The following is a 23,377-nucleotide window of genomic DNA, read 5'->3' as shown; positions in this document are numbered from 1 at the left end:
CGAAAAAAAGGCGCCACCAGGGCGCCCAAGCGGTCACAGGGAGGACCAGAACGATGAACATCACATGTGGTTGAAGAGCGACATCTTCTGTATATCGACAAAGGAGCGCTGGGCGGCCTGTAGCCCTACCTGCCGGAGGCTGTACTCGGCGGCAGCCTCGACGTAATCAAGGTCGACCAGGTCCGACATGGTGCGCTCATAGTTCAAGGTGCGGTTGCCGCCGATGGTATCCAGGGAGTCGAGCTCATTGAGGCGAGCGCCTACCGAGGCCCTGCGGGTCAGCAACGTATCCAGGCTGGTGTCGAGATCGCGTAGCGTGGCATCGATGGCGCCACGCGCCGCATCGCGCTCTGCAGGCGTATCACGCGGTGCCTCCATGGCGGTGATGAACCCCTGCATGGTGTCGAACAACTGGCCGAACAGCGCGTCGCCCGCTTCGCCGATCTGCATGTGACGCGAGCTGTCGACGCGCTGTTCCCGAACGCGCTCGTCTCCCTGATAGACGATGGTGCCGGCGGCATCGCGGACAAAAGGCGGCGCGTCGTCACGGTAGCCACCAAACAGGTAGCTGCCGTTACCGTCGGTGGCGTTGGCCTGCCCCAGCATGGTTTCCAGGATGCCGTTCAGCTCACTGGTCAGGGAGGCGCGATCCGCGGGACTCAGGGTGTCACTGGCCGCCTGAACGGCCAGGGTGCGGGCACGGACCATGGCGTTGGTCATGCTTTCCAGCGCTCCCTCGGTCTGCCCCAGGCTGTTGCGGACACTGATCCGGGCATCGCTGAACTGCTCGTTCACGGCCATGGACTGGGAAACACCCACGGCGCGAGATGCCGCCTGAGGGTCATCCGAGGGTCGGACGACCCGTCGCCCGGTGGCGAACTGATCCCCCACCTTGAGGAATTCGCTTTGCTGGCGATTCAGGTTGGCGACGTTCTGCTCGAACATGGCCACGCTGCTGACACGCATCATGATGGTCTCTCCATTCGTGATCAGGTGCGCAGGCTGAGCAGGGTGTCGAAGATGGTGGTCCCGGTCTCGATCACCTTGGCGTTGGCCTGGTAGAACTGCTGATAACGGATCAGGTTGGCGGCTTCCTCATCCAGGTTGACGCCCGACTCGGCCTGCTGCATGGCGCGCAGCTGCTGGGTCATGGCTTGCTGGGACTTGGCGTTGACCTCGATCACATGGGACTGATTGCCGACATCGCTCACCATGGCGGCGTAGCTCTGGCTGATGGTGGCTTCATTACCCACCAGCGGCTCGAACTGGAGCTGCTGGAGTGCCAGTGCATTGCGGTTGTCGCCACTCAGCCCACCTTCCTGAGCAGCGGCAATCTGCCGGGTATCCTGGATCTGGTTGGTCATTCCCAGGGCGGCCTGCTTGGTGGGTTGCACCAGGAAGCGGTCACCTTCTGCCAGGGTGCCGTTGAAGGTGACGGTCATGCCGTCGAAGGTCAGGGTGCCGGCTGTCTCGTCGTAAAGGTACTCCTCATCCGCGAGCGACTTGCCGCTATCCAGACGCTGGATAGCAGGCTCTCCATCGACGACGCGAATTTCGTAGTCGGAGGTTGTCAGCCGGCTGAGGTCATCGAGAGGCTTGTCTTCCTGATCCAGGTGAAACTCGCCCAGCGTCACGCTAGGCGCGGCAGAGCCGACATTGCGCTCGTGGGCGTAGGCCAGGGGGCTCCCGAGTGTGAACATGTCACCGCCCTGGTTCCCGTTCAGATCGATGCCGCTGCGATGCTGTGCGTTGAAGCTCTCACCCAGGGCGACGGCCATCTGGCCGATCTGGTTCTGTGCTCGGTCGAGCGTGTCGCGGCGGAAGGCGAGCAGCCCACCCAGGCTACCGTCCGACAGGCGCTGCTCATTGACCTCTGCCAGGTTGTCGCGAGACTCCTGATAACCCACGACGAGTCGCTGGGGGTCGCTGGCCGAGTTCATCACATCCAGCTTGTAGACCTGGGTGCCCGACACCAACGCCTGGCCGGTGGGCAGGTAAACGTTGTAGCTCTTGCCGTCCTGGATCTGCAGCGTGACGTTCAGATGCTCGCTGAGCTCGGCGACGGCCTGATCACGCTGGTTGAGCAGACTGTTGGGTGCCGAGCCGGCACTGGCTCGTGCCAGGGATATCTCGCGATTCAGCGTCGCCAGCTTGTCGGCTGTCGTGTTGATCTGACTGACCTCGTCACGAATCATGCCTTCGATGCCAGACTGCATCTCTTCCAGGTAGTTGCCGAAGGCCTGGAACTGCCCGCTCAGGGTGGTGGCGTTGCCGATGACACCCTGACGTGCCGCAGGATCGGAGGGTGCGCCGCTGAGATCCTCAAGGGCGGAGTAGAAATTCTGCATCAGCGGGGACAGGCCGCTCTCCAGGTCTCCCAGGAGGTTGTCCAGCTGGGTGATCTGGCTCTGATATATTTCCAGCCCGCTCAGTGCACTTACCGAGTCATTGTGCTGAGCCGATACGTAGCGGTTGAACTGGCGCTCCACCTCCTGCAGGCGCACGCCACCGTCACCCTGGCCCTCGGCCAGCTTCGCCGTTTCACGATGAAAGCCGGGGGTATAGGCGTTGCTGATATTGTTGCCAGTGGTATCCAGCGCCTGGCGGGCGACGGTCAGCCCGCTGATACCGGTGCTAAAGAGGCTCATGCGTCTACATCCTCGCGCGTAATGCCTTCCTTATCGGCCGCAAAGGCAGGATCTTTAGGGCTAGCAGGGCTTGAACCGAACAGGCGTTCCGCCATCGCCAGCCGCGATGGCGTCTCCTCGATGGGGCCCAGTGAGGCCATCACGCTGATCAGCTTGTCGGCATAGGCCGGATCGGTCGCATAACCACTCCGCTGTAGGGCACGCGCGGCCTGTGCCGGGCTGTCGGCTGCCAGGACGCTGGCGTAGCGAGGGTTATCGCTGATCAGCCGGGCATAGTCGGTGAAGGCATGCTCGTAGCTCTCATACACGCGGAAGGTATCGACCAGCCGGGTCTTTCGGCCATCGATAAACTCGTGCGTCACGACATCCGTGGTGGCCCCTTGCCAATGTCGGCCTGCCTTGATGCCGAACAGGTTATGGCTGTTCCCGCCATCCTGCCGCGGGATGCCGTGGCGGCCCCAACCGGTTTCCAGCGCCGCCTGGGCCAGAATCAGTTCGGCCGGAATGCCGGTGGCACGGCTCGCGTGCCGGGCGGGGGCAGCAAGCGTATCGATGAAGCCCTGCTTATGCTGTGGCAGCTCGGTCTCGGGGGGCTTGCTGACCGCCGGTGACTCCTTGGCAAGTGCCGGAGTATCTCTGTCAGGAGAGGCGCCCGCATTAACCTGGGTGGCCACGGCATCGAGGAAGTTCTCGGGCGTCTGCTCGGCGGCCTGGGTGAGCGGGAGAGGGTTGCCACGGGGAATGCCGGCGATCAGGTCATCGTTATTCGCTGGCGGCATGCTGTCACCACGACTGAGCTGCTGCACCAGCTGGTCGGCCAGGCCGATGCCACGACCGGAAAGGTGCTGGGCCAGTTGCTGGTCGAACAGCTCGGTGTAGAAGCGGGTCTGGGAGCTGTTCGTCAGGTCCGACTCGGGAATGGCGTCGCGCATGCTCTTCAGCATCCTGTGCACCAGCAGAGCTTCGAACTGTCGCGCAGCTTCGGGAAGGCCTGCGTCGGGGTTGCGGCCCGCGCTGTGCTTGAGGCGCTGGATTCCCTGCATATCGAGGGCGAACTGGTTGCTGATGTCCGGCAGGCTCATCAGATGATCTCCAGCTCGGCACGCAGGGAACCGGCGGCCTTGAGCGCCTCGAGTATGGCCATCAGGTCCTGGGGGGATGCGCCCAGCGCATTGAGGGCATTGACCACCTCGCTGAGGTCGGCCCCTTCCACAACTCGCAGGTAGGCATCCTGCTGCTGGATGGCGACCTCGCTGTCGGGTACCACTACCGTGCTCCCCTCCCCGAATGCCTGGGGCTGACTGACCTGATACTGGGTATCGATGACGATCGAGAGGTTGCCATGGGCAACCGCGGCACGGCTCAGCGTAACGGCTCCGTTCATCACCACGGAGCCGGTCCTGGAGTTGAGTACGACCCTGGCCGGGGCGGCACTCGGGGTGACATTGAGGTTCTCGATACGCGCCATGAAGTTGACGCGACTGTTGGGGTCCGATGGGCCGTCGAGTCGTATCACCCGGGAATTCTGTGCGGCGGCAACGGGGCGTCCGAACTCGTTGTTGATGACGCTGACGACCCGCTGCGCGGTACCAAAGTCGGCATCATGCAGCTCCAGCTCCAGTAAGCCTCCGCGGGCGCCCAGGTCGAGCGGCACCTCCCGTTCCACCAGGGCTCCCCCGCTGATGCGTCCTCCAGCCTGCTGATTGACCTGTACGCTGCTCCCACCAGCCTGGGCAGAGGCGCCCGCGACCAGGACATTGCCCTGAGCGAGTGCATAGGTGTCGCCATCGGCGCCTTTCAGGGGCGTCATCAACAGGGTGCCGCCCCTCAGGCTTCTGGCATTGCCGATCGAGGAGACATTGATGTCGAGTCGCTGACCGGGGCGGGAGAATGGAGGCAGGTCAGCGGTGATCATCACCGCGGCGACGTTGCGTAGCTGCATGTTGGTGCCGGGAGGGATGGTGACCCCGAGCTGAGACAGCATGTTGGTCAGGCTTTGCCCGGTGAAGGGTGCCTGCATGGTCTGATCACCGGTACCGTCGAGCCCCACCACGAGACCGTATCCCACCAGCTGGTTGTCACGCACACCGGCAAAGCTCGCCAACTCCTTGAGACGCTCGGCCTGGGCAGGAAGCGCGATCAGCCATGACGCCATCAGCAAGCAATATAGCAGGAAGGGTCTGGCGAGTGGAGGTGGCAAGGTTGGCATGGGCTTTGATACTCCGGCAGGACTAGAACGGTGAGACGTTCAGGAAGAAACGCTGCAACCAGCCCATGTGCTGTGCCTCGTTGATATAGCCGTCTCCGACGTACTCGATGCGTGCGTCGGCAACCGAGGTGGAGGGCACGGTGTTCTGACCGGTGACCGCCCTCGGATTGACGACGCCTGAAAACCGAATGAACTCGACGCCTTGGTTGATGGCGATCTGCTTCTCGCCACGGACACGAAGGTTCCCATTGTTCATGACCTCGACGACGGACACCGTGATCGTACCGGTGAAGGAGTTGTTGGCCTGGGAGCCACCGCCGCCGTTGAAGCCCGTTTCTCCCGACAGGTCGAAGCCATACTCCGCCAGCATGTCGAGCACGTCAGGTGCCTGAGAGGTGTCGAGGGCTGCGTTACCACTGCGATTGGCATTGGAGCGCGAGTTCTTGCTGGCACTCACCTCTTCATCAAGCACGATGGTCAGGATGTCGCCGACCGTTCGCGGCCGGCGGTCCTCGAACAGGGGATGATAGCCTCGCTGTACCTGATAGATGGAGCCATTGGCTATCGGCGCCGGACGGTCGGGAATGCTGATCTGCTCCTGCTCACCCACGACGGAGGCGCGCGGTATCTGGGCGCAGCCGGTCATGGCAAGGCCCAGGATGACGGCTACCAGGAGAGGGATTACGCGGTTCCACAGCGGATGCATGGCGTGCCTTGGCATGTTCAGGTTACAGCTGAGTGAGGCGCGACAGCATCTCGTCGCTGGTCTGCACGGCGCGGCTGTTGATCTCGTAGGCGCGCTGGGTCTGGATCATGCTGACCATCTCTTCCACAACATTGACGTTCGACGTTTCGACATAGCCTTGGAAGAGCCTTCCGGAGCCGTTGAAGCCTGGAATGGCTTCGTTCATTGGCCCACTGGAGCCGGTCTCCCTATAGAGGTTGCCACCGATGCTTTCCAGTCCGGTCGGGTTGACGAACTTCGCCAGCGTGATCTGCCCCACTTCCAGGGCCTGTGCGACGCCCGGCTGCGTCACGGAGACGATGCCATCCTCTCCGATCGAGATGCTCAATGCGTTGTCGGGAATAAATATGGCGGGCTCGAGCGGATAACCGTTGGCTGTCACCATCTGGCCGTTGGAATCCAGCTGAAAGCTGCCATCGCGGGTATAGGCTATCTCGCCATCGGGCATGAGCACCTGGAAGAACCCCTGGCCATTGATGGCCAGGTCACGCGAGTTCTCGGTGTTCTCTAGGTTGCCCTGTGTATGAAGGCGCTCGGTGGCGACAGGCCTTACCCCTGTGCCGACCTGAAGCCCCGATGGCAGGCGGTTCTGGATATCGTTCTGCGCCCCGGGCTGGCGAAGGTTCTGATAGAGCAGATCCTCGAAGACCGCGCGTGATCGCTTGAAGCCATTTGTGCCAACGTTGGCCAGGTTATTGGAGATGACATCCATCTGGAGCTGCTGTGCCTCCAGACCCGTCTTGGCGGTCCACAACGATTTGATCATGAGTCACTTCCTGCTGTTGAGGGCTGGAGGTCTAGCCTTGCAGAGAAAGCAGGCTGTTGGCCCGCTGAGCATTTTCATCGGCTGAGCTGATGACCTTCATCTGCATCTCATAACGGCGTGCAATATCGATCATCGATACCATCGACTCGACGGCGCTGACGTTGCTGCCCTCCAGTGAGCCGGTGGCAAGCTTGGCAGTCTCACTGCGCGGCAGCGCTGCCACGCCGCCATCGCCGGCCCGTGAGCGAAAGAGACCGTCATCACCCCGCTCGAGAGCTTGGGCATCGGTGGTGACGAGCTTGATCCGACCTACCTCGGCGATGGCATCTGAGGTTTGCCCAGGCGCGATCGCGCTGATGGTGCCATCAGCACCAATGGAGACCTGCGATTCCAGCGGTACGAGAATAGGTCCGTCATCACCCAGCACTGGCTTTCCTGCGACGTGGAGCATGCCGTCACCGTCGATCTGGATATCGCCACGCCGGGTATAGGCTTCGTTGCCCTGTGCGTCCTGTACTGCCATCCATGCGTTCCCCTCGAGGGCGACATCCAGAGGGCGCCCGGTGGCGCTGATCGGCCCGGCGCTCATGTCGCTGCCCGGAGTGGCGGCGGCTACAGAGGCACGCGTGTCCAGACGAGCCTCTCCCTGGACTGGCACCGCTCGCATGGCATGCAGCTGAGCTCTAAAACCTGACGTAGTGGCGTTGGCCAGGTTGTGGTTGACCACGGCCTGCTGCTCCATGCTCTGACGAGCGCCGCTCATGGCGGTATAGAGGATCTTGTCCATGATACTCAGCGAAGGTTGATGGCGGTTTGCAGGAGCTCGTCCTGGGTCTTAATGGTCTGCGAGTTCGCCTGGTAGGCGCGCTGGGCGACGATCATCTCCACGAGCTGCTTGGCCATGTCCACATTCGAGGTCTCCACCACGCCGGATGCGATGCTTCCCAGCGATCCGCTGGTGGGGGAGCCGAGCAGCTCACCACCTGACTCGGTCGAGGCCAGCCAGGCGTTGTCCCCATAGGGGCGGAGTCCCTCCTCATTGCGGAAACTGGCCAGGGCAATCTGGCCGGCAGGCCGGGACTGCTCGTTGGTATAGTTGCGCAGGATGGTGCCGTCTTCCTCGATGGAGATCCCGACGAGGGCACCGGATGTGAAGCCGTTCTGAGTAAGTGCGCTGGTCGTGGACTCGTTACCGTACTGGGTGGTGCCGCCCAGGTTGAAGGTGATCTGAAGATCATCGACGTCGCCACCGCCCGCGAAGGTAACCTGCGGCATGCCCCCCGCAGCCGGCGTGGTCATGGTGCCGTTGGTATCGAATGCCAGGTTAAACGCGGGGGCCGCCACGCCCTCCAGAACTGGAGTGCCTGTCCAGGTGTTATCCGCACCCTTCTGGTAATACACGGTGATGCTCCTCGGATTGCCGAGAGAGTCGTAGACCGTCATGTTGTTCGAATAGTGGTAGTCGAGCGGTGTTCCATTGGCGAGCGTCACCTGGTTGGGGGGATTGGCCGCATCGTTGCGAGCATCCAGGTTCAGCGTCATGTCGACCTGAGAGGTGGCCTGGGCAGGCATCTCATCGGCGGTAACCTGCAGAACCTCCGGCTGTGCACCACGTTGAACCTTGGGGGAAACCGCGGTCGGGTCATCCAGCCCGTAGCCCATCACGCGAGCGCCGCTGCTGTTGGTGAGGTAGCCGTCCGGCGTCAGTCCCAGCTGGCCGTTGCGTGAATAGACGACCTGGTTGTCCTGCATGAAACGAAAGAAGCCCTGACCACTGACGGCGAGGTCTAGCGTCCTGCCGGTGCTTTCCAGGTTTCCATCGCTGAAGTCCTGGACCACATCGGAGACACGTGTGCCCAGGCCGACCTGCGCATTGGCAAATACGTCGGCAAACTGGGCGTTGCTGCCCTTGAAGCCGACGGTCTGGGCGTTGGCGATATTGTTACCCAGCACACCGAGGCTGGAGGAGGCGGCATTGAGCCCACTGAGTGCTTGAGAAAAGCTCATGGATCATATCCTCAAAGAATCTGCTTGATGTCCTGGATATCGACCTGGCCATAGATGGCGCCTAGGTCGAGCTTGACGTTGCCGTCCTGGGTGGGAGTTACACCACCCACCTGGGCATAGTTCAGAGTGGGTACTGAGACGGCTTCTTGACCCTGAAGGGACTCGATGCGGACGCGATAGGCACCGCTAGCCGCCTGCTCGCCCTGCTGGGTACGTCCATCCCAGCTGAAGGATTGCACCCCGGCCTGGGCCGGCCCCAGGTCGTATTGGTTGATGGTGGTGCTGTCCGAGGCTGAGATAGTGATGCGCAAGTTGCTGGCAGGCTGATCCAGCATGACGCCAAATGGCGTTGTATGGCTCTGCCCTTCCCCATCCTGCTCGACAAGGACCCGGTCCCCTGGGACGAGAACGCCTTGGCCGATCAGGCTGGCAGCCTGAAGCGTGCGGTTGGCCTCGATTTGCCCCGTGATCCCGTTCAGGGTCTCGTTCAGCTCCTCAATACCATTGACGGTATTGATCTGGGCGAGCTGAGAGGTCATCTCGTGATTCTCGAGGGGGTTGAGAGGGTCCTGGTTCTTCAGCTGCGTGATCAACAACTCCATGAAGTTGTCGCGCAACTCAGCCGATTGTTTGGTCTGGGTCGTCGGGGTGCTGCTGACCCTTGCCAGGGTGGCACTGTCGATCGTTGTGGACATGATTAGCTCTCGATCAGGGTCAGTGTCTTCATCAGCAACTGCTTGCTGGTGCTCATGACCTCAACGTTGGCTTGATAGGACCGTGAGGCAGAAATCATGTTGACCATCTCATTCACGGGGTCGACGTTGGGCATCGTCACATAGCCTTCTTCATTGGCTAGCGGGTGCTCAGGTCGGTATTCCAGGCGCATAGGAGAGGGGTCCTCGATCACGCCTTGGACTTCTACTCCTCCAGCAGCGCCTTGCTGCTGACGCGCCTGGAAGAGCACTTGCTTGGCGCGATAGGCTTCTCCATCGGGGCCAGCCACGCTATCGGCATTGGCCAGGTTACTGGCGGTCACGTTCATGCGTTGGGACTGGGCGCTCATGGCCGAGCCGGCAATGTCAAAAGCGGAGAACATTGTCATGGGCACTTCCTCACTCGAGGTTCAGGAGGGTCAAGACTCTGGCTGCATGGCGTTCTTGAGGCCGCGTATCCGGCTCTCGAGGAACGTCAGGCTGGCCTGATAGCGCACGGCGTTGTCGGCGAACTTCACTCTCTCCCGCTCCATTTCCACCGTGTTGCCATCCAGGCTCGGTTGGTCAGGCGTGTGGTACAGCAGATCAGGGAGAGGTGTCTGCGGCGCGCCCCCCGGTATATGGCGTGAGGATGTGAGCGTCAGAGTGGAGCCCGAGTTGCCCTTGGGGCTGGTCTTGACGGCCCTGGCCAGCTCGGCCGCAAAGTCGAAGTCCCTGGCCTTGAAGTTGGGGGTGTCGGCATTGGCGATGTTGTTGGCCAACACCTCATGGCGCTGGTGGCGTAACCCCAACGCTGCTTGATGGAAACTGAACGCGCCTTCCAGCTTGTCGATCATGATTGACCCTCGCGACCATCGGCGGGTGGTCCACCGGGAAAACGAACAGCCTGCAGAATAGACAGGCCGCAGTCAGGACAAAGCAGGAAACAGGCGGGCTTTTGCGTGCCATTTCCTGCCTTGCTCCCGGCCCTGCCCGCATAGAATCTAGATGAGCGACCAATGAGGGGAGAGTCCGTGGCTGCCGATAGCCGATACGCCAAGCCGGCCAGGTGGCATGGCTGGCAGATGGCAAGGATATGCTGTTCAGCACTATGGCTGTTTCTCTTGCCGTTCAGCGCTGTTGCCGACACCACGCTTGAGGCCGAGATCGCCGACTTCTTGAAGCAAGAAGCCCGTGAGCTCGGTTATCAGGCGGAAGTGAGCCTTTCCGCCCAAGGTCTGGATGCCGGCAGCTGCCCCCTACCAGAGCTTTTTCTTCCCCCCAGTGCAGACATGCGGCGGGGGCGAGTCGTCGTGGGAGTTCGCTGTCTGGAGCAAGGAGAGACCCACTACCTGAGAGCTGACGTTGCACTACCCGTTGACTATCTGGTGGTTGCTGAGCCGATTGCGACAGGCGAGCGAGTGACCTTGGGTCAGTTGAGGTGGGAGCGCGGGGATCTAACAGCCTTGCCCAATGGCATCCTTCAGGACCCCGCTGAGCTCGAGTCCATGCGGGCCAGGCGGAGCCTGAGGCCGGGCACTCAGCTGAGGTCCGCTTTCCTTGAGAAAGAGCCGCTGGTTGAGCGGCGGCAGGCTGTAACGGTCAGTGCTACAGGGGCGGCCTTCCGGGTTGAGCGGGAAGGGGTAGCCCTTGATGCCGGTGGGCTAGGTGATTGGCTGCGCGTGCAAATGGGGGGAGGCGAGGTGATCGAGGCCCGGGTAGTGGGTGCGTCTCATCTGGAGGTGCTGCCATGATACGGGTTCGCAATGGCAGCGGCGCAGCGCTAAAGTTCTCTGTGTCTGTGCCGATAAAACTGGCATGCACGCATTCATGAGGTCTTCCTGGTGAAAATCGATAACACGCAGCTGCCGCAGCGCCCGGTCGAGGTCGCCAAGCCCTCCAGGTCGGTGGCCCAGCAGCCTCAAGGACCCGGCTCCTCCACTCCATCCGCGGTAGCTCACCTTGGGGCAGCGTCCGGCGCTTCAGCGGGCCAAGATGTGGATCAGGCGCGAGTGGATGAAATCCGCCAGGCAATCAGCGAAGGCAAGCTGGAGGTTCGCGCAGACCGGATCGCAGAAGGGCTGCTGGCGAGTGTTCAGGACATCCTTTCGAGGAAGGACTAGAAAATGAACCTGGCTCACTGCTTGGTGGAAGAGCTGGCCGCAATGCGGCGGCTGATGGAGCTCCTCGACGAGGAGGCAAACCAACTGGCCAAAGCGGAGGTGGATGGTGATGCACTGGTCCATCTGGCCGAGGCCAAGCAGCAGCAGCTTGAACACCTTGGGGTCTTGTCATCCGAGCGCCGTGAGCTGATGGGGGCTGAGGCAGTTTCGTCCCCTGAGCAGGCCCTTGAGGCGGCACGAGTTGCCGGCTGCGAGTCTCAATGGCAAGAGCTTCTCAAGGTGGCAGAGCAAGTCTCAAGCCATAATCATGGTAATGGCCGGATGATTCAGCTTCGCATGGAGCAGAACCAGCGATTGCTGAACATGATTTCCGAAGCCAGGGGTAGGGCGCTCTATAATCGCCGCGGTGAAGCGGGGCGTGGTGAGAGCCGTCTCAACTTGAAGGTATAGAATAAGTGGCGTTAGGTTGCTTTTATCGCTTACGCCTCGTCACTTTCTTCAGATGCGGGACGTACCAAGAGCGTATAAGGGTCTGGCTCCATGCTCTCGAACCGCTTCAGTTTCTCGATAAGCCCTCTGTCAAACACCTTACCTTCGTTCAGCAGCAGGATTCCGCTGCTGGAGAAAAGATCTCTTGCGAGTTTCATTCCGGGTTCTACCCGTTTTGTATCAAGGACGAGGACATCCTTGTCCGCAATGCCGAGGTCCGGTGAGTATTCCTTGCAGATATCAATGAATGGGGTGACAAGGTCCGGATCGTAGAACCTTCCTGAAAACTTCTTGATCAGTTTGAATACGTCCTGTCGGCCTACTTGCCGTTTGAGTATCATTCCTCTCTGGTACTCAACGAAGTCGACAGAAAGCTTGATGACCCTGGATCCAGCAGGTATATCTTCCCCCTTTATTCGGTTAGGAAAGCCACTGCCGTTCCATCGCTCCTGGTGGTGGAGGATCAGTTCCGCCACGCCTTTGAGCCCGGGGAGGTTGGCAACGACCTCATAACCCGTTCTTGGGTATTGTTGGTACAGCTTCCTGTCCTCTCGGTAGAGAAGATCAGCTGGCTGCTGTAGCAAGGTATCCGACCATATCGTGCGACCCAGAGCGAAGAGTCTGGATGCATCCGTGACGTCCTGAGCATTCACTTCCATGGGCAGGTGCTCCAGCACAGTCCTCACCACGTCTACGACCTGCGGCATTGAGCGGCTCGCGGAGGGAAGACGCATCAGGTTCAACTGATAGAGGGCTTCGACCATGGCATCACGTGAGTCTGGAAGGTGGGTGTCCACCCCCTGCGGATTCGCCTGGTCGAAGGTCTGCTCGTCCATGCAGCCATCCTTATTTCAGAGAGAAAGATATGCCTTGCTGTATCTTATACATCACAGGAGTGTGACCCAAATCATTAAAAAACATGGTTTGTTAGACCTTAATCGGGTCACAATGCCGGCCAAAGTGGCGTAGGCTGTCCTGACAGTGTAGCCGCCCAGGCAGTGTGCCCATCATGAAAAGCTCTGACTCCGAGCCTGGCACGCAGAGTGCCAACCTTAGCCTTCTCCCTGCCTCCCTGGCTAGCTTGATAGTGGACCACCTGCCGATGGGCATCATGGTGGTCGGGTCGGATGATCGGGTGAAAATCGCTAACCCCGCGCTGCATCGCCTCCTGGGCTATGCCTCTGGAGCACTGGCTCGTATTGACCTTGCGACCCTATTGGATAGTAACACTTCTGAAGCCTCCCAAGTTATGCCACTGGAAGGCGAAGGTTTAGTTCGGCATGCTGATGACCACCAGGTTGCTGTTACCTTTAAATCTTACCAGATCCAAAGCAAGGGAGTAGGCGAGGAGCTTTGGCTTGTCATAGTGTCATCCGGTGATGAAGGAGTTCTCGGCGCAGAGGCAATATTTGATCTTCAGAAACGCATCCTGTTAGATCGGATACAACATGCACTGCTTCGTGCGGACCGTAATGAAAGTGCTGTTACTCTTCTGTGCGTAGATATCGACAGGTTCGGCGAGCTTTCCCAAGTGCTTGGTGCTTCTGGGTGTGATGAGATTCAACATCAAGTTTATGACAGGATCAGCCAGACACTCCGAGCGGAAGACACCTTAGCCCGAGTGGGGAATGGCCGCTTTTTGGTTGTTCTCGATAACGATGCGATTCCTGATAAGGCGCATGTTGTTGCATCACGCGTTCAAGAAAGTTTCGATCCTCCCTTTCAACTGTCGAAAGGACGTACCCTGATTACAGCAAGTTTGGGAATATCAATTTCACCGAGAGACGGTGATACGCCAGACCAACTGCTGGCAAGTTCCTATTCTGCTGTACAGTCTGCAAGGCGGCGCGGCCCCGGCCAGTTGGCATATCATGACCGACTTCTCACAAGGAGAATGAGGGAGCAGCAGAAGCTGGAGTTCGAGCTTCAGAATGCCATCCTTGAACCGGATCGCCACTTTAGTGTGCTATACCAGCCACAAATTGAGCTGGATACTGGGAAGTGCATCGGAGTGGAGGCCTTGATTCGCTGGCGCCATCCGGGTGGTGACCTCATGTCGCCGGGAGGATTCCTTCCTCAAGCACAGAAAATGGGACTATTACCTCGGCTGGATCGCTGGGTGCTGATGCAGGTGATCAATCAATGGAAGAATTGGCAGTCGTTTGGATACGGGTTGGAGAAGCTTCAGGTCTCTGTGAATGTGGATCAACAGTCCCTTGACCAAGGGGTAATGTCGGCGCTGCCACTCGATCGCTTTCTGCGTGATGCGGCGCCCGATCTCAATTGGTTAACTCTTGAGATAGCGAACTATGGCTTACAGGGTTATGTTCGTGAACACTCACACCTGTTTCGCAGGTTGACGCAGTTAGGTGTTTCGCTAGCCGTAGATGGCATCGGCAATGATGCAGTTGATGTCAGCATCTTTGCATTACTGCCTGTCTCCAAGGCGAAGGTTAATGGTGAGCTGGTGGCGAGCCTTGGGCAGCGCGCCAGTAGCCAGAAACTGATGCTTTCCCTCAGCCGTTTCATGAGCTCCCTTGAGGTTGATAGTGTTCTAGTGGGGATTGAGGATAAAGAAGCAGAGCGAGCTGCCAGAAAGCTGGGTATTCGTTTTGCCCAGGGAAATCTCTTCAGTCCACCGTTGCCTCCTGAAGATCTTGAGAGCTGGATTTGTGCGTGATTTTCATGTTGAAAACGCCTCATGTTTATTGGTCTAGAAATCGGCCTTTGCCGTGGCGGTGAACCTCCTCCGGGATTGCTGGCCTTTTCGAATTTCTTCATGAAGATCTTCGCAAGGATGCTCAAGAGAGTCTTGGGTAAGGTATAAGGCCTTGGAAGGCTGGTGACTTGGGTTTTTTTAACCATGATAAAGGATGTATCTTCCCGGATTAAAAAACACGGGGAGTGAGTACTTGATTGCTCTTCCACAACAAGCTTGCCTTCCCATGTCCAACAGTGCTGTGGGACATGAGCGACTTTCCAGTGCCTCTCATTCCAGTAAGTAAGGCTATCGCCGATCAGACAAGATCGTCTCGGGGAATAAGGGCTTCGAAAATGCGCGCGTTGAGTAGTATTCCCCCTTTCTCTATTTTCAGGCCGCCTTCAAAGGTCCCATTGAGAAGCTCCTCTTTCAGCATTCTACGTTTTTTCCTGGCTTTTGGTATCGCAAGGGAACAGAGATGAAGGAACTCACTATCGATCTGTTTCACTGCCCAGCAACGGGCCGCTCTTTTGTGTATCAATCGCCGTAGCATAACAATGATAGTTCCGATCGAGCAGATGAATATTTTACTAATATAATATGTTTCTTGTAGGGGTTCTAGGTGCGAGTAATTTCCCACCTTGTGTCATGTTTTTTTGTTGAAATTTTTTATTTGGCTACTGGGATTGGAAAGTCAGTCGTGCCAATGAAAAGAAAGTTTGGAGATGGTTTTTATCTTAAGTTGCAAGTGTAGGTATGTAAAAATAATCCATAATGATATTTTGGGGGGTCTGTCATACATTGATTTTGTATGACTGTCTGAGAACGGTGATGCACTTCTAGACTAGTGTTGATTTGACGGGTCCAGGGTATGGACTAGGCTGAATCTATTGCCCCGAATAGCCAAGAGACATTAGCATGGATGCCAGCCCGGTAAAAACTCTATATCAACGCATTCACGAGGCCACCCGCGACGCGGCCCGCCCGGTCATTGCACAGAACAACTTGGCCACGGGTGTCGGGAAAAGCTATTGGGCACTGCAAACCTCCGCCGATGCGCTGATCGAGGCCAAGGAAGCCGGCGAATCACTCGTCATTGTCTATGTGGCGCCTCAGCATGCCCATATCGACATCCTCAATCACCATCACGACCCACAAGCGCTCCCGGCTGCCCAGCAGCGGTTGCTCGACCAGGGTATTCCCTGCGTTAAGGTGCCCTCGCGTACTCAGCTCACCGACCCGGATCAGCTGCATTGCCTATATCGCGATGTTCTGGAACTGGAAAAGGAGTTGGCGCGGTCCGGTCGGCAGCGTGCCAAGCCCAGTCTTATCAGTACACTGCAGGAGATTCTGGATGATGCCCAGGTCCAGCAGGACGATGAGCTCCATCCCGATTCCGGCGATGCTCCCAGCGACGAGGTGGCGACCCCTGAAGAGGGTGATGGTCGATCTGACACTCTGACGGCATGCATCGGGCTCATTGGGCGTCGTCATGACCAGCTTGCCAGGCTGCGCAAGGAAGGCATGGATGATGAGGCGCTTGAGGGGCCCGTCGATCAGCTCAAGAGAGCCCATGGGTTTCTCTTTACCTTATTGCAGCGTGCTGTCATCGGTACCTTGAGCAAGGCCAGCCGCGAGGGCGCGAACCTGGAAAGCGTTTTGGGTGACCCAACTCTTGTGGCTCCCTTCCAGTTATTGGAACGTCAACTGTTTCCTTGGTACCGCGTGATGCGGGGCCACTCCCAGGCTCTGGGGCTGGTGGCGATGACCGCCGACCGGCTGATGACCCGCCTGCTTTTTCCGAAGCACCGGCGCCAATCCCGTGCGGGGTGTGGCGACTTCGCCCGCTACAACGGGTATCTGGAAGATGCCATCCACGGCTTACAGCAAGACGCGGCCGACATCATTGGGCTCGACGAGCAGCGCACACGTTTCCTGTTCTTGATCGACGAGGCTGATGCGGTCAAGGGGATACTCGACAAGCCGGCCAAGTTGAGTGGTGGCCGGGTCTATCTGCGCGGCCTGATTCTGGACCAGGGCCGCGCCACTCAGGTTGGACAGACATTGTTGCATGAGATGCCGCTGCTGTTCCGTCCCGAACAGGAAGTCGCCGCCATCATCCAGGGTTACCAGGCGCTGGCATCAGAGCATCCCTGCATTGAGCAGCAGTGGATGCTGAAGACCCCTGCAGATCTCAATGCCGCGTCTCCCATGACCCGAGAGGCAGCCGAAGCATTGAGGCGCTTTCGAGCAGCACACCGACTCGGCACCGTACATCCTGCCCACCATCGCCAGCAGGCAGCGTTACGCGCTCGCTTGCTGCATTTGCTTGATTTGCAGTACGCGCAGCATCCCGTTATTCAGGGGACACCGGAAGAGAAACTCCAGGCATTGCGAGAACGGCTTCAGGCGCTGTGCCAGGGTGCCTCCTGGATTAACCTGAATTTGGATGACCCGACTGTGGCCAGTGCCGGGAGTACCGGCGCTTTTACCGGAGGGAGCTGGGCCTTCATCAACCTGGAGGACCAGCGACTCAGCGGGTTGGTGGCCCACCGTGACAGTGAGGCGCTAAGTGATGTCCAGCTGATCAGTGACGCCTATCTCGCGTCGCTGGGACAGCCAGAAGACAGTGCCATCACCTTTGGTCTCGAAGATGCCTTTGAGACGATGCTGACCATCGCCGCGCTGGTGCACGAGCTGGGCACCGATGATCCTGCCGACCCCAACGACAGGTTCGCGATCCTGCGCAATGCCTATCGTCCGGGTAACACCACCACTTCGGCGCCACTGACGGCGCTCTTGCGCGATTTGTCCCACGTCAGAGTGCGCCTGCTGATGCAGACGCGCCGTCCCATTGACCCCGCCGCTCCCATTGATGATGACCTGGCGTTCCGCACTCCCCACCTTGTGATGCAGTGGATTCCGGATTTCGAAGATCGCTACCTGCCTGGCGAGCCTGGGGTCTCGGTGGTCCCGAGTATCGGGTATCGTGCCTGGTCGGCTGAGCATCATCTGGAGAGGTTGATCTCGCCACAGGCCTACTGTCACAACCTGCCGCGGGCAGGGCTCTCGCAACAAGGCTCCATCGATGGCAGGGCGGTTGCAAGCGAAGGCCAGGTCTCGGAGGGCGCCGAGCGTCCAGTGCACTCGTTGGTCTTGATCAGTGCCACCGGCGGATTTGATGCTACCCACCTGGGTGGGTTTTGTCTGGATATGTTGTCCCGCTCAGAGCATGTGGCATACCTGCCGATGTCGGATGAGGATCTGGCTCTTGCCAAGCAGGCCCGGGAGCAGCGTCGCTTGGGAAGCGGAAGCAGGCCTGGGCGCCCAGCACCCAAGGTGACTGAGATTCCCGAAAACGCCGGCCTGTTCGCGAGGGGGCATAGCCCTGAGCTGACTCGATCGCTGCTCGCGGCGACCAACACCCAGAGTCCTTACAAGCGCCGTGAGCTGACCCGCATCGGCGATCTGATTTCTTTGCTGAGCATGGGGCCCAAGGCACTCGATGGTTCCATGCTGGCGTCGTCCGCGGTGCGCGACACCGTGTCAGCGGTATGTACCGGCCAGCCCGAGACGCCCACGCCGCTGGTGGCACTGATGCTGGTCCAGAGCCTCAAACATTTCCGTCAGGCCGTTGACGCACTGCCGACTCGTCAGGCCGACCTGCACGAGATTGTGCGGGGGCATCTCTATGGACTGGATCCGGGGCACCGGCGGCATGGCCGACGCCCGGTCCTCGTGATGAGCTTCCAGAGCGGCAGTGGCGCCAGTACGGATGCTCAGCTTCAGCATGCCCTGGCTACACCGGATGGTCAGGCAGCCCAAGCGCTCGCTGACTTCCTCAAAAGTGCAGGGAGCCCGCTGGCAGCAAATCAGTTATTCCCTGTGTCGGAAGCCACCGATCTGCTTCGGCGCGATCTGGGATGCCATGTCGTGGTGCTGACGCCATATGCCTCGGCCGCCAGGGGTATCAACCTCAAGGTGGACCGACATGCAGGGACCAAGCACGAGCGTGACGTGGACCTGATTGTGTTGGGGATGTCGCCGTTCTACTCCGAGGCGAGGCCCAAGTTCGAGCCACTGGTCGGGCCTCCTGGCGAAGAGGCCAAGCCGGAGAGCCAACGTGAACGGGCCGACCGGGAGCAGCGCAACCAGCGCCGGTTCTCGGACAACAATCTGATCACGCACCACCTGGCCTTCACCGGCATGGAGCTGGCCGCTCGGCTCAATGCAGGGGGCTGGGGGCGAGACGAGGAGGCACCAACGCAACGGTATCAGGCACGAGATATCCGGCTTCATCCCGACAGCTACCTGCCGACCTTCGGCCGTTTCCTCGCCGAGCAGCATGTCATCGATCTGGCTCGCACCACTTTCCAGGCGGTAGGGCGAGGAGAGCGAACCTCGGCCCCTCAGCAGCAAGGCCTGGTGGTCTGCGAGGAAATCGTGCGGGACCTCCTGGCTGCCGACCCCATCCTCTATGGGCGGGATAATCGAGGGTACTCGTTGGCGAATCGCTTACATGCGGCGTCACTCAACAGCGTGACGCTGATGGAACGTACTCGGCAACGCCGCCCTGCGCTGTTCCAGATCCCGGCATCCGCGGAGCTTGCGGCTTACCGGCGGCAGGTCCGTGAGGGGGATGAAGCCTTCAGTGATGATCCGGATGTGCCGGGCTGGAAGAACCAGCAACTGGCAGCCATCCGTAGGCTCAACGAGCAACATCAGGCGACGTATCCGTCTGTCGAGTCAGGGGGGGCATACGATGCCGAGTCGGTGGTGGCCCGATGGGAGGCGTGGCATAGCCCTGATCTGTTGTTCGAGTCGACAAGAGACGCCTACAACCAGCGTCTGCGAGCGCTGGATGTGCCCGCGGAGGTGCTGTCGTTGATGTGGTTGCCGTTGGACGCACGTAAACAGTTGCCGATTCGTCGTGGCCCGCGCGGGGGGTACCAGGAAGTGATCACCCGGCTTCCCGGTGACGAGTATCCGGCGGCGATCCAGGGCTATCCCGATCCAGGAGTGGCCTTGCGTTATCAGTTGCCTCGTACCTTCATCGAGTCGCCTTCGGGGCCAGTGGGGCAGTACCTTAAGGAGCGGCTGGCAGAGGTGCCTGGCCCATCGCTGCGCTGGCAGGCCTGTTCTCGTGTCCTGCACCCGATGTTACAGCCGGACTTTGATGGGATCTGGGGTGAGCTGGCAGTGGATGCCTGGTGGGAAGTGGCCCAGGCGCTCTATCCGTCTCTCGCCAGGCTGAAGCGACTGGCGGCGGTGGAGACCCTGGGCCTCTTCGAGTGGTTCGACCGTTTCTATGCCATGGAGAGTGCGTCCGGCGCACGCTGCCTGGTAGCGGTGGACGCCAAGCACTACGCACGGCGCACGGATTATCGGCATGGCCAGCGCTTGCTCGATAAAGCACAGAAAAAGATGGAACGTCTCCATGAGTGGGCCCGGCAGCGGGGCTATCAACGCTGCCTTGGGGTGTACGTCAATACACAGCCCCAGCCCCAGGAAGTGGCAAGGCCAGCGTCGCCGGCAGGTGAGGTACTGGTGCTCAATGCCTTTGTGCGCATCGCGCTCACTGATGCCAATGCCCCCAGCGATGTCGCCCCAGCAAGGGAGCGCGGGGCGTGCTCGTCGCTGGTTGATGTCAACCACGCCGCGGCCACTGCCCTGCAGCATGCGCTAACACTCAAGTAGTGATCGCTCGATACCTTGGAGGAAGTCATGACGAAGGTGGGTAAGGCGTCATTGCCCCGGATGGACCTGCGGACCAATGTCATCGACCTGGGGCTGGATCCGCATCGGCCCGGGGCGGGGGAGCGTGCTGCGCGACTGGCCGAGCGGCTGCTTGCCTACTGCCACGCAAAGTTGCTGACGGGGGAGTCGCTGGCTCTCGTGTCGTTGCTGTATCCCGAGGAGCGGTCGGTCGCCGGTGAGGTAGAAGAGGATCCGGATGCGCCGGCGAAGGCGGTGTGTCAGGAGGAGCGGGAGGCAGAGGAGGAAGCTGGTGAACCGGAACCTCAGGGAGACGAGGCAGCGAGCAGTGCTGGTCATTCAGCAGAGCCTACAAGTGCGCCCTCGACAGACGAGTCAGATAGAGCCAAGAGCAGTGGTAATGCCATGGCCGTCGGGGCGCTGGATTGGGATGCGGAATGGACAGAGCCCCGCAGTGATGCCATCACGAAAGCGCGTTTAGCCCGCATGGCGGCGGCCAGAGCCACCCAACTGTTGGCCTACACCCATGGATATGGGCATACACAGGCACGCTCGTTGCGCTTCGCCTGCGTACTGGATGTTGGCATGTGGGGAAGTCGACCCGATCAGAAGGCGTCCAGTGTCATGGGGATCTTCGGCGACCATCTGCCTCCTGCGCCGATGGACGCACTCTGGGGACAGGCAAGACATCTGGACGGGCCGGCGCAGTGGCACGAATGGGTGCAGAGCAGCGGAATCCCAGAGTGGGGCAGTAAGCGCGGGATGCGAGGCAAGATCGCTTTGGTGCGGCTGATGACCCTAGCGTTCAGGGTATCGTTGCGCCAAGCCGGTCTTCGTGGGGATGCGCGTGATAGCGATCTGGGACTGTTGCTTGGGCAAGCGGTGATGCTGCAGGCCTCGCTTGAGCGCACCAACGGTAGTGCAGGGATCCTAAAGGGATATGAGATTCGCCTGGAGCTCGATGATTGCGGCAGATTGGTCGTCGAGATGCCTCGGCGTGTGCAGCGGCTGCCGGCTGAGCTGGCCGACGCCTTGTCGGAGGCGCCGTATCGGCTGGACTCGGCGGCGGCGATACACAGTCTTTGCCTGGCCGCTCGTTACAAGCTGAACGCCACCCGCTTTGGCAGCAAGATGGAGTTCTTCTATTTCGTGTCGGGGTCGCGTCAGTCGCGGTTGGAGAAGGACGTGCGGGATCGTGGCATCGATGCCGAGGTGGCGTCGATGAAGCAGGACAGCCTGACGCAACGTGTCATGATCAGTGGATTAGTGCTAAAGAACCGGGGCATGGATCTGGTGGAGGCCTTCCTCGAGGAGCTGGCCGAGGGGGTGGAAGGGGTGCCGGAACGGTTTCGACCTACCGAGGTGGCAAAGGTCGCGATTAAAGAGGCGGGCTCGCAGCAGCCTGTGTTTCGGAAAGTGCCGGTGACCAGGCTGCAGGTCGTTTACGCACCCGAGCTGCGTCGTGATGCCCGCTGGGCAAGCATCCACGAGGCGCTGATGGCAGCGCTGGTGCTAAGAGGAGCCGGTGGGGCATCGCCAGAAGAATTGAACTGGCGAGTGGCCGATACTCTTGACGCGACAGCGGCGTCGGACCCGGTGCTGTATGTGCAGTTGCCAGAGCCGTTACGCATGCGTTCGGGGGCTATGCGGACCTCGAGCGCCTGGTATGCATCTTCCGAGGATCATACGAAAAAACCACTGGCCAGGTTTTCTCATGCGCTAGCGGTTCGCGAGGTTGAGCGTGAGCGGGGTAGAGGGGATGCGCTTAACTTCGATCCCTATACCACCCTAAAGCTCAAGATCCACGATGGGGGCTGGGAGGCGTGGCGGCCGGCCCAGGGGTTGAATCTCACGCTAGACATGGTCGAAGCCCTCGGCGAGGGGCGTGTCGATCGGGCATTGCCATCGCTGCTGGACCATAAGCTTCGAGAAGCGTTGCATGAGCTGCGCGTCAAGCAGGGGCTGGCGGTAAAGCGGCCATTCGAGGTAGTGGGTCGCTCGGAAGCAGGTGAGGTGGGTGAATTCCCTAGTACTGATAGGGCATCCGAGCCATTTGTGTGCCTGACGGCGCAGTCGCCCCGTGGGGCACCGGCGAGAGCGGTGGTCATGATGTTCTGGTGGCAACATGGCGTGCTGCACATCGGAGACGTCGCCATGGCCTCCTTCCGGTTTCCTCGAGAACAGCGGATGGCGGGGCACAGAGGCATGAAGGTGGCGGATGTCCGGCGGAAACAGATGGCCAAGGCCTATGAACAGGCACTGGATGGCGTTGAGGGCTATTGGTGTGAATCACTGCGTGAGCACATCGATCAGCTGGAGGCATCGAAGCTGTTGGCGAGTGGCCAGACGCTGCTCTATTCGGTGAGGGATGACACCTTGCTGCGCGAGGAGCTGGCGGCATTCGGCAAGCGGGAGCTACTGGGGGCCACTTGGCGAGATTTCCCTTTCGAGTCGCTGCTCACCGATGGCAGCCTTGGCCCTGAGCAAGAGGGGTTGAACATGGGACGTTCTGGTGCCCGAGGCAGGGTATCGGTTGCCCAGCAGCTGATTTCGAATGTGCGCGATGACATCTACCTGCAGCCTGAGGGGAGGGTAGTGTGGGGGATGCGAGCACTGATCGGTGCCAAGCAGTCGGTGGCTCGAAACAATCGCCTGATGGCCTGGAGGGTGCAGGGTCGGGACCCAGAAGCGCCAGATCATCTCGTGGACCTGGCAAATCCGCACCTGATGCCGGTCTTCAATACGTATACCGATACGCTGACCCGCGACGTGTTCAAGGCTGGCCAGGTGAGCCGAATGAGCCTTCCTGACAAGCTCGCGAGTACGTTGCTGAGGAACTAGCCGATGAACCGATTGCTTGAAGGGCTGCCCCTCGCCACGAAGTAAGGGTTCACGCGACCCTTACCCATCTGGCACAGGCTAGCGCAGGGTGCCCTGGATCGTGTAACGGGAACGGATCGCCTAATCGCGTCCACCAGCACCCACCTGGCAACGTTTGGCTGGGTGTCCCAGGTCGCGATATGAAGCCTGATCGCCTAATCGCGTCCACCAGCACCCACCTGGCACCGTTTGGCTGGGTGTCCCAGGTCGCGAAATGAAGCCTGATCGCCTATTCGCGACCACCAGCACCCACTTGGCACCGTTTGGCTGGGTGTCCCAGGTCGCGAAATGAAGCCTGATCGCCTATTCGCGATCACCAGCACCCACCTGGCACCGCTTGGCTGGGTGTCCCAGGTCGCGAAATGAAGCCTGATCGCCTATTCGCGACCACCAGCACCCACT

The 23,377-nt window shown here is 60.0% G+C and carries 18 protein-coding genes; 6 read left to right on the top strand and 12 right to left on the bottom strand.

Features of this window, described 5'->3' with window-relative positions:
• Positions 1–60 precede the first annotated feature (60 nt).
• The 11 genes from flgL to flgB all read right to left on the bottom strand — a co-directional run bounded on the left by flgL (position 61) and on the right by flgB (position 9,924).
• Complete coding sequence (gene flgL / locus E0702_RS10980) at positions 61–969, bottom strand: flagellar hook-associated protein FlgL (protein ID WP_439952328.1); 909 nt, start codon at positions 967–969, stop codon at positions 61–63.
• A 20-nt stretch (positions 970–989) separates the two neighbouring features.
• Positions 990–2,648 (bottom strand): flagellar hook-associated protein FlgK, encoded by a 1,659-nt coding sequence (gene flgK / locus E0702_RS10975; RefSeq protein WP_132043775.1) that lies wholly within the window; start codon positions 2,646–2,648, stop codon positions 990–992.
• Positions 2,645–3,730: a flagellar assembly peptidoglycan hydrolase FlgJ gene (flgJ, locus tag E0702_RS10970; RefSeq protein WP_132043773.1), complete on the bottom strand. Its 1,086-nt coding sequence runs from the start codon at positions 3,728–3,730 to the stop codon at positions 2,645–2,647. The genes flgK and flgJ overlap by 4 nt, the downstream gene beginning before the upstream one ends.
• A complete protein-coding gene (locus E0702_RS10965; RefSeq protein WP_205741923.1) occupies positions 3,730–4,803 on the bottom strand; it encodes a flagellar basal body P-ring protein FlgI in 1,074 nt (357 codons plus the stop codon). The genes flgJ and E0702_RS10965 overlap by 1 nt, the downstream gene beginning before the upstream one ends.
• Positions 4,804–4,879: 76 nt before the next feature.
• Positions 4,880–5,563 (bottom strand): flagellar basal body L-ring protein FlgH, encoded by a 684-nt coding sequence (locus E0702_RS10960; RefSeq protein WP_132043897.1) that lies wholly within the window; start codon positions 5,561–5,563, stop codon positions 4,880–4,882.
• A 22-nt stretch (positions 5,564–5,585) separates the two neighbouring features.
• On the bottom strand, positions 5,586–6,368 hold the full coding sequence (gene flgG / locus E0702_RS10955; RefSeq protein ID WP_132043768.1) for a flagellar basal-body rod protein FlgG: 783 nt from the start codon (positions 6,366–6,368) through the stop codon (positions 5,586–5,588).
• A 31-nt stretch (positions 6,369–6,399) separates the two neighbouring features.
• Complete coding sequence (locus E0702_RS10950) at positions 6,400–7,155, bottom strand: flagellar basal body rod protein FlgF (RefSeq protein ID WP_132043766.1); 756 nt, start codon at positions 7,153–7,155, stop codon at positions 6,400–6,402.
• A 5-nt stretch (positions 7,156–7,160) separates the two neighbouring features.
• Positions 7,161–8,375: a flagellar hook protein FlgE gene (gene flgE / locus E0702_RS10945; protein WP_132043764.1), complete on the bottom strand. Its 1,215-nt coding sequence runs from the start codon at positions 8,373–8,375 to the stop codon at positions 7,161–7,163.
• An 11-nt stretch (positions 8,376–8,386) separates the two neighbouring features.
• Positions 8,387–9,070, bottom strand: coding sequence for a flagellar hook assembly protein FlgD (locus tag E0702_RS10940; protein ID WP_132043762.1), 684 nt, complete (start codon positions 9,068–9,070; stop codon positions 8,387–8,389).
• A gap of 2 nt (positions 9,071–9,072) precedes the next feature.
• Positions 9,073–9,477 carry a flagellar basal body rod protein FlgC gene (gene flgC, locus E0702_RS10935; protein WP_132043760.1) on the bottom strand — a complete coding sequence of 135 codons (405 nt, stop codon included), beginning with the start codon at positions 9,475–9,477 and terminating at the stop codon, positions 9,073–9,075.
• 30 nt (positions 9,478–9,507) lie between these two features.
• On the bottom strand, positions 9,508–9,924 hold the full coding sequence (gene flgB, locus E0702_RS10930) for a flagellar basal body rod protein FlgB (RefSeq protein ID WP_132043758.1): 417 nt from the start codon (positions 9,922–9,924) through the stop codon (positions 9,508–9,510).
• 177 nt (positions 9,925–10,101) lie between these two features.
• On the opposite strand from flgB, the gene flgA reads away from it, so the two are divergent.
• The 3 genes from flgA to E0702_RS10915 all read left to right on the top strand — a co-directional run bounded on the left by flgA (position 10,102) and on the right by E0702_RS10915 (position 11,640).
• Entirely contained in the window at positions 10,102–10,821 is a 720-nt protein-coding gene (gene flgA / locus E0702_RS10925; protein WP_165927519.1) for a flagellar basal body P-ring formation chaperone FlgA, read from the top strand.
• 90 nt (positions 10,822–10,911) lie between these two features.
• Positions 10,912–11,190 carry a flagellar biosynthesis anti-sigma factor FlgM gene (flgM, locus tag E0702_RS10920; protein WP_205741921.1) on the top strand — a complete coding sequence of 93 codons (279 nt, stop codon included), beginning with the start codon at positions 10,912–10,914 and terminating at the stop codon, positions 11,188–11,190.
• Between the two features lie 3 nt (positions 11,191–11,193).
• Complete coding sequence (locus E0702_RS10915; protein WP_132043752.1) at positions 11,194–11,640, top strand: flagella synthesis protein FlgN; 447 nt, start codon at positions 11,194–11,196, stop codon at positions 11,638–11,640.
• A gap of 29 nt (positions 11,641–11,669) precedes the next feature.
• On the opposite strand, the gene E0702_RS10910 is transcribed toward E0702_RS10915, so the two are convergent.
• Entirely contained in the window at positions 11,670–12,515 is an 846-nt protein-coding gene (locus tag E0702_RS10910) for an HD-GYP domain-containing protein (protein ID WP_132043750.1), read from the bottom strand.
• Positions 12,516–12,781: 266 nt separating this feature from the next.
• On the opposite strand from E0702_RS10910, the gene E0702_RS10905 reads away from it, so the two are divergent.
• From E0702_RS10905 to E0702_RS10895, 3 genes are all read left to right on the top strand, one after another.
• Positions 12,782–14,359, top strand: coding sequence for a bifunctional diguanylate cyclase/phosphodiesterase (locus tag E0702_RS10905; RefSeq protein ID WP_165927518.1), 1,578 nt, complete (start codon positions 12,782–12,784; stop codon positions 14,357–14,359).
• A 939-nt stretch (positions 14,360–15,298) separates the two neighbouring features.
• On the top strand, positions 15,299–20,077 hold the full coding sequence (locus tag E0702_RS10900) for a hypothetical protein (protein WP_132043746.1): 4,779 nt from the start codon (positions 15,299–15,301) through the stop codon (positions 20,075–20,077).
• A gap of 27 nt (positions 20,078–20,104) precedes the next feature.
• The gene (locus E0702_RS10895) at positions 20,105–22,936 is read left to right on the top strand and encodes a hypothetical protein (RefSeq protein ID WP_132043744.1); all 2,832 of its coding nucleotides are present in this window, start codon (positions 20,105–20,107) and stop codon (positions 22,934–22,936) included.
• The last annotated feature ends 441 nt before the right edge of the window (positions 22,937–23,377 follow it).

Origin of the sequence: Halomonas marinisediminis (genome assembly GCF_004347715.1) — a bacterium.
GTDB classification, from domain to species: Bacteria; Pseudomonadota; Gammaproteobacteria; order Pseudomonadales; family Halomonadaceae; genus Halomonas; species Halomonas icarae.
The sequence above is the reverse complement of the archived record's forward strand: the minus strand, read 5'-3'. Positions and strand labels throughout refer to the sequence as shown.

Bases quoted from the DNA above. Each gene is read 5' to 3' on its own strand.
- E0702_RS10940 (WP_132043762.1), bottom strand. From the start codon at position 9,070: ATGTCCACAACGATCGACAGTGCCACCCTGGCAAGGGTCAGCAGCACC.
- flgL (WP_439952328.1), bottom strand. From the start codon at position 969: ATGATGCGTGTCAGCAGCGTGGCCATGTTCGAGCAGAACGTCGCCAAC.
- E0702_RS10915 (WP_132043752.1), top strand. From the start codon at position 11,194: ATGAACCTGGCTCACTGCTTGGTGGAAGAGCTGGCCGCAATGCGGCGG.
- flgJ (WP_132043773.1), bottom strand. From the start codon at position 3,730: ATGAGCCTGCCGGACATCAGCAACCAGTTCGCCCTCGATATGCAGGGA.
- flgB (WP_132043758.1), bottom strand. From the start codon at position 9,924: ATGATCGACAAGCTGGAAGGCGCGTTCAGTTTCCATCAAGCAGCGTTG.
- flgG (WP_132043768.1), bottom strand. From the start codon at position 6,368: ATGATCAAATCGTTGTGGACCGCCAAGACGGGTCTGGAGGCACAGCAG.
- E0702_RS10900 (WP_132043746.1), top strand. From the start codon at position 15,299: ATGGATGCCAGCCCGGTAAAAACTCTATATCAACGCATTCACGAGGCC.
- E0702_RS10960 (WP_132043897.1), bottom strand. From the start codon at position 5,563: ATGCATCCGCTGTGGAACCGCGTAATCCCTCTCCTGGTAGCCGTCATC.
- E0702_RS10950 (WP_132043766.1), bottom strand. From the start codon at position 7,155: ATGGACAAGATCCTCTATACCGCCATGAGCGGCGCTCGTCAGAGCATG.
- E0702_RS10895 (WP_132043744.1), top strand. From the start codon at position 20,105: ATGACGAAGGTGGGTAAGGCGTCATTGCCCCGGATGGACCTGCGGACC.
- E0702_RS10910 (WP_132043750.1), bottom strand. From the start codon at position 12,515: ATGGACGAGCAGACCTTCGACCAGGCGAATCCGCAGGGGGTGGACACC.
- flgK (WP_132043775.1), bottom strand. From the start codon at position 2,648: ATGAGCCTCTTTAGCACCGGTATCAGCGGGCTGACCGTCGCCCGCCAG.
- flgE (WP_132043764.1), bottom strand. From the start codon at position 8,375: ATGAGCTTTTCTCAAGCACTCAGTGGGCTCAATGCCGCCTCCTCCAGC.
- E0702_RS10905 (WP_165927518.1), top strand. From the start codon at position 12,782: ATGGGCATCATGGTGGTCGGGTCGGATGATCGGGTGAAAATCGCTAAC.
- flgC (WP_132043760.1), bottom strand. From the start codon at position 9,477: ATGACAATGTTCTCCGCTTTTGACATTGCCGGCTCGGCCATGAGCGCC.
- E0702_RS10965 (WP_205741923.1), bottom strand. From the start codon at position 4,803: ATGGCGTCATGGCTGATCGCGCTTCCTGCCCAGGCCGAGCGTCTCAAG.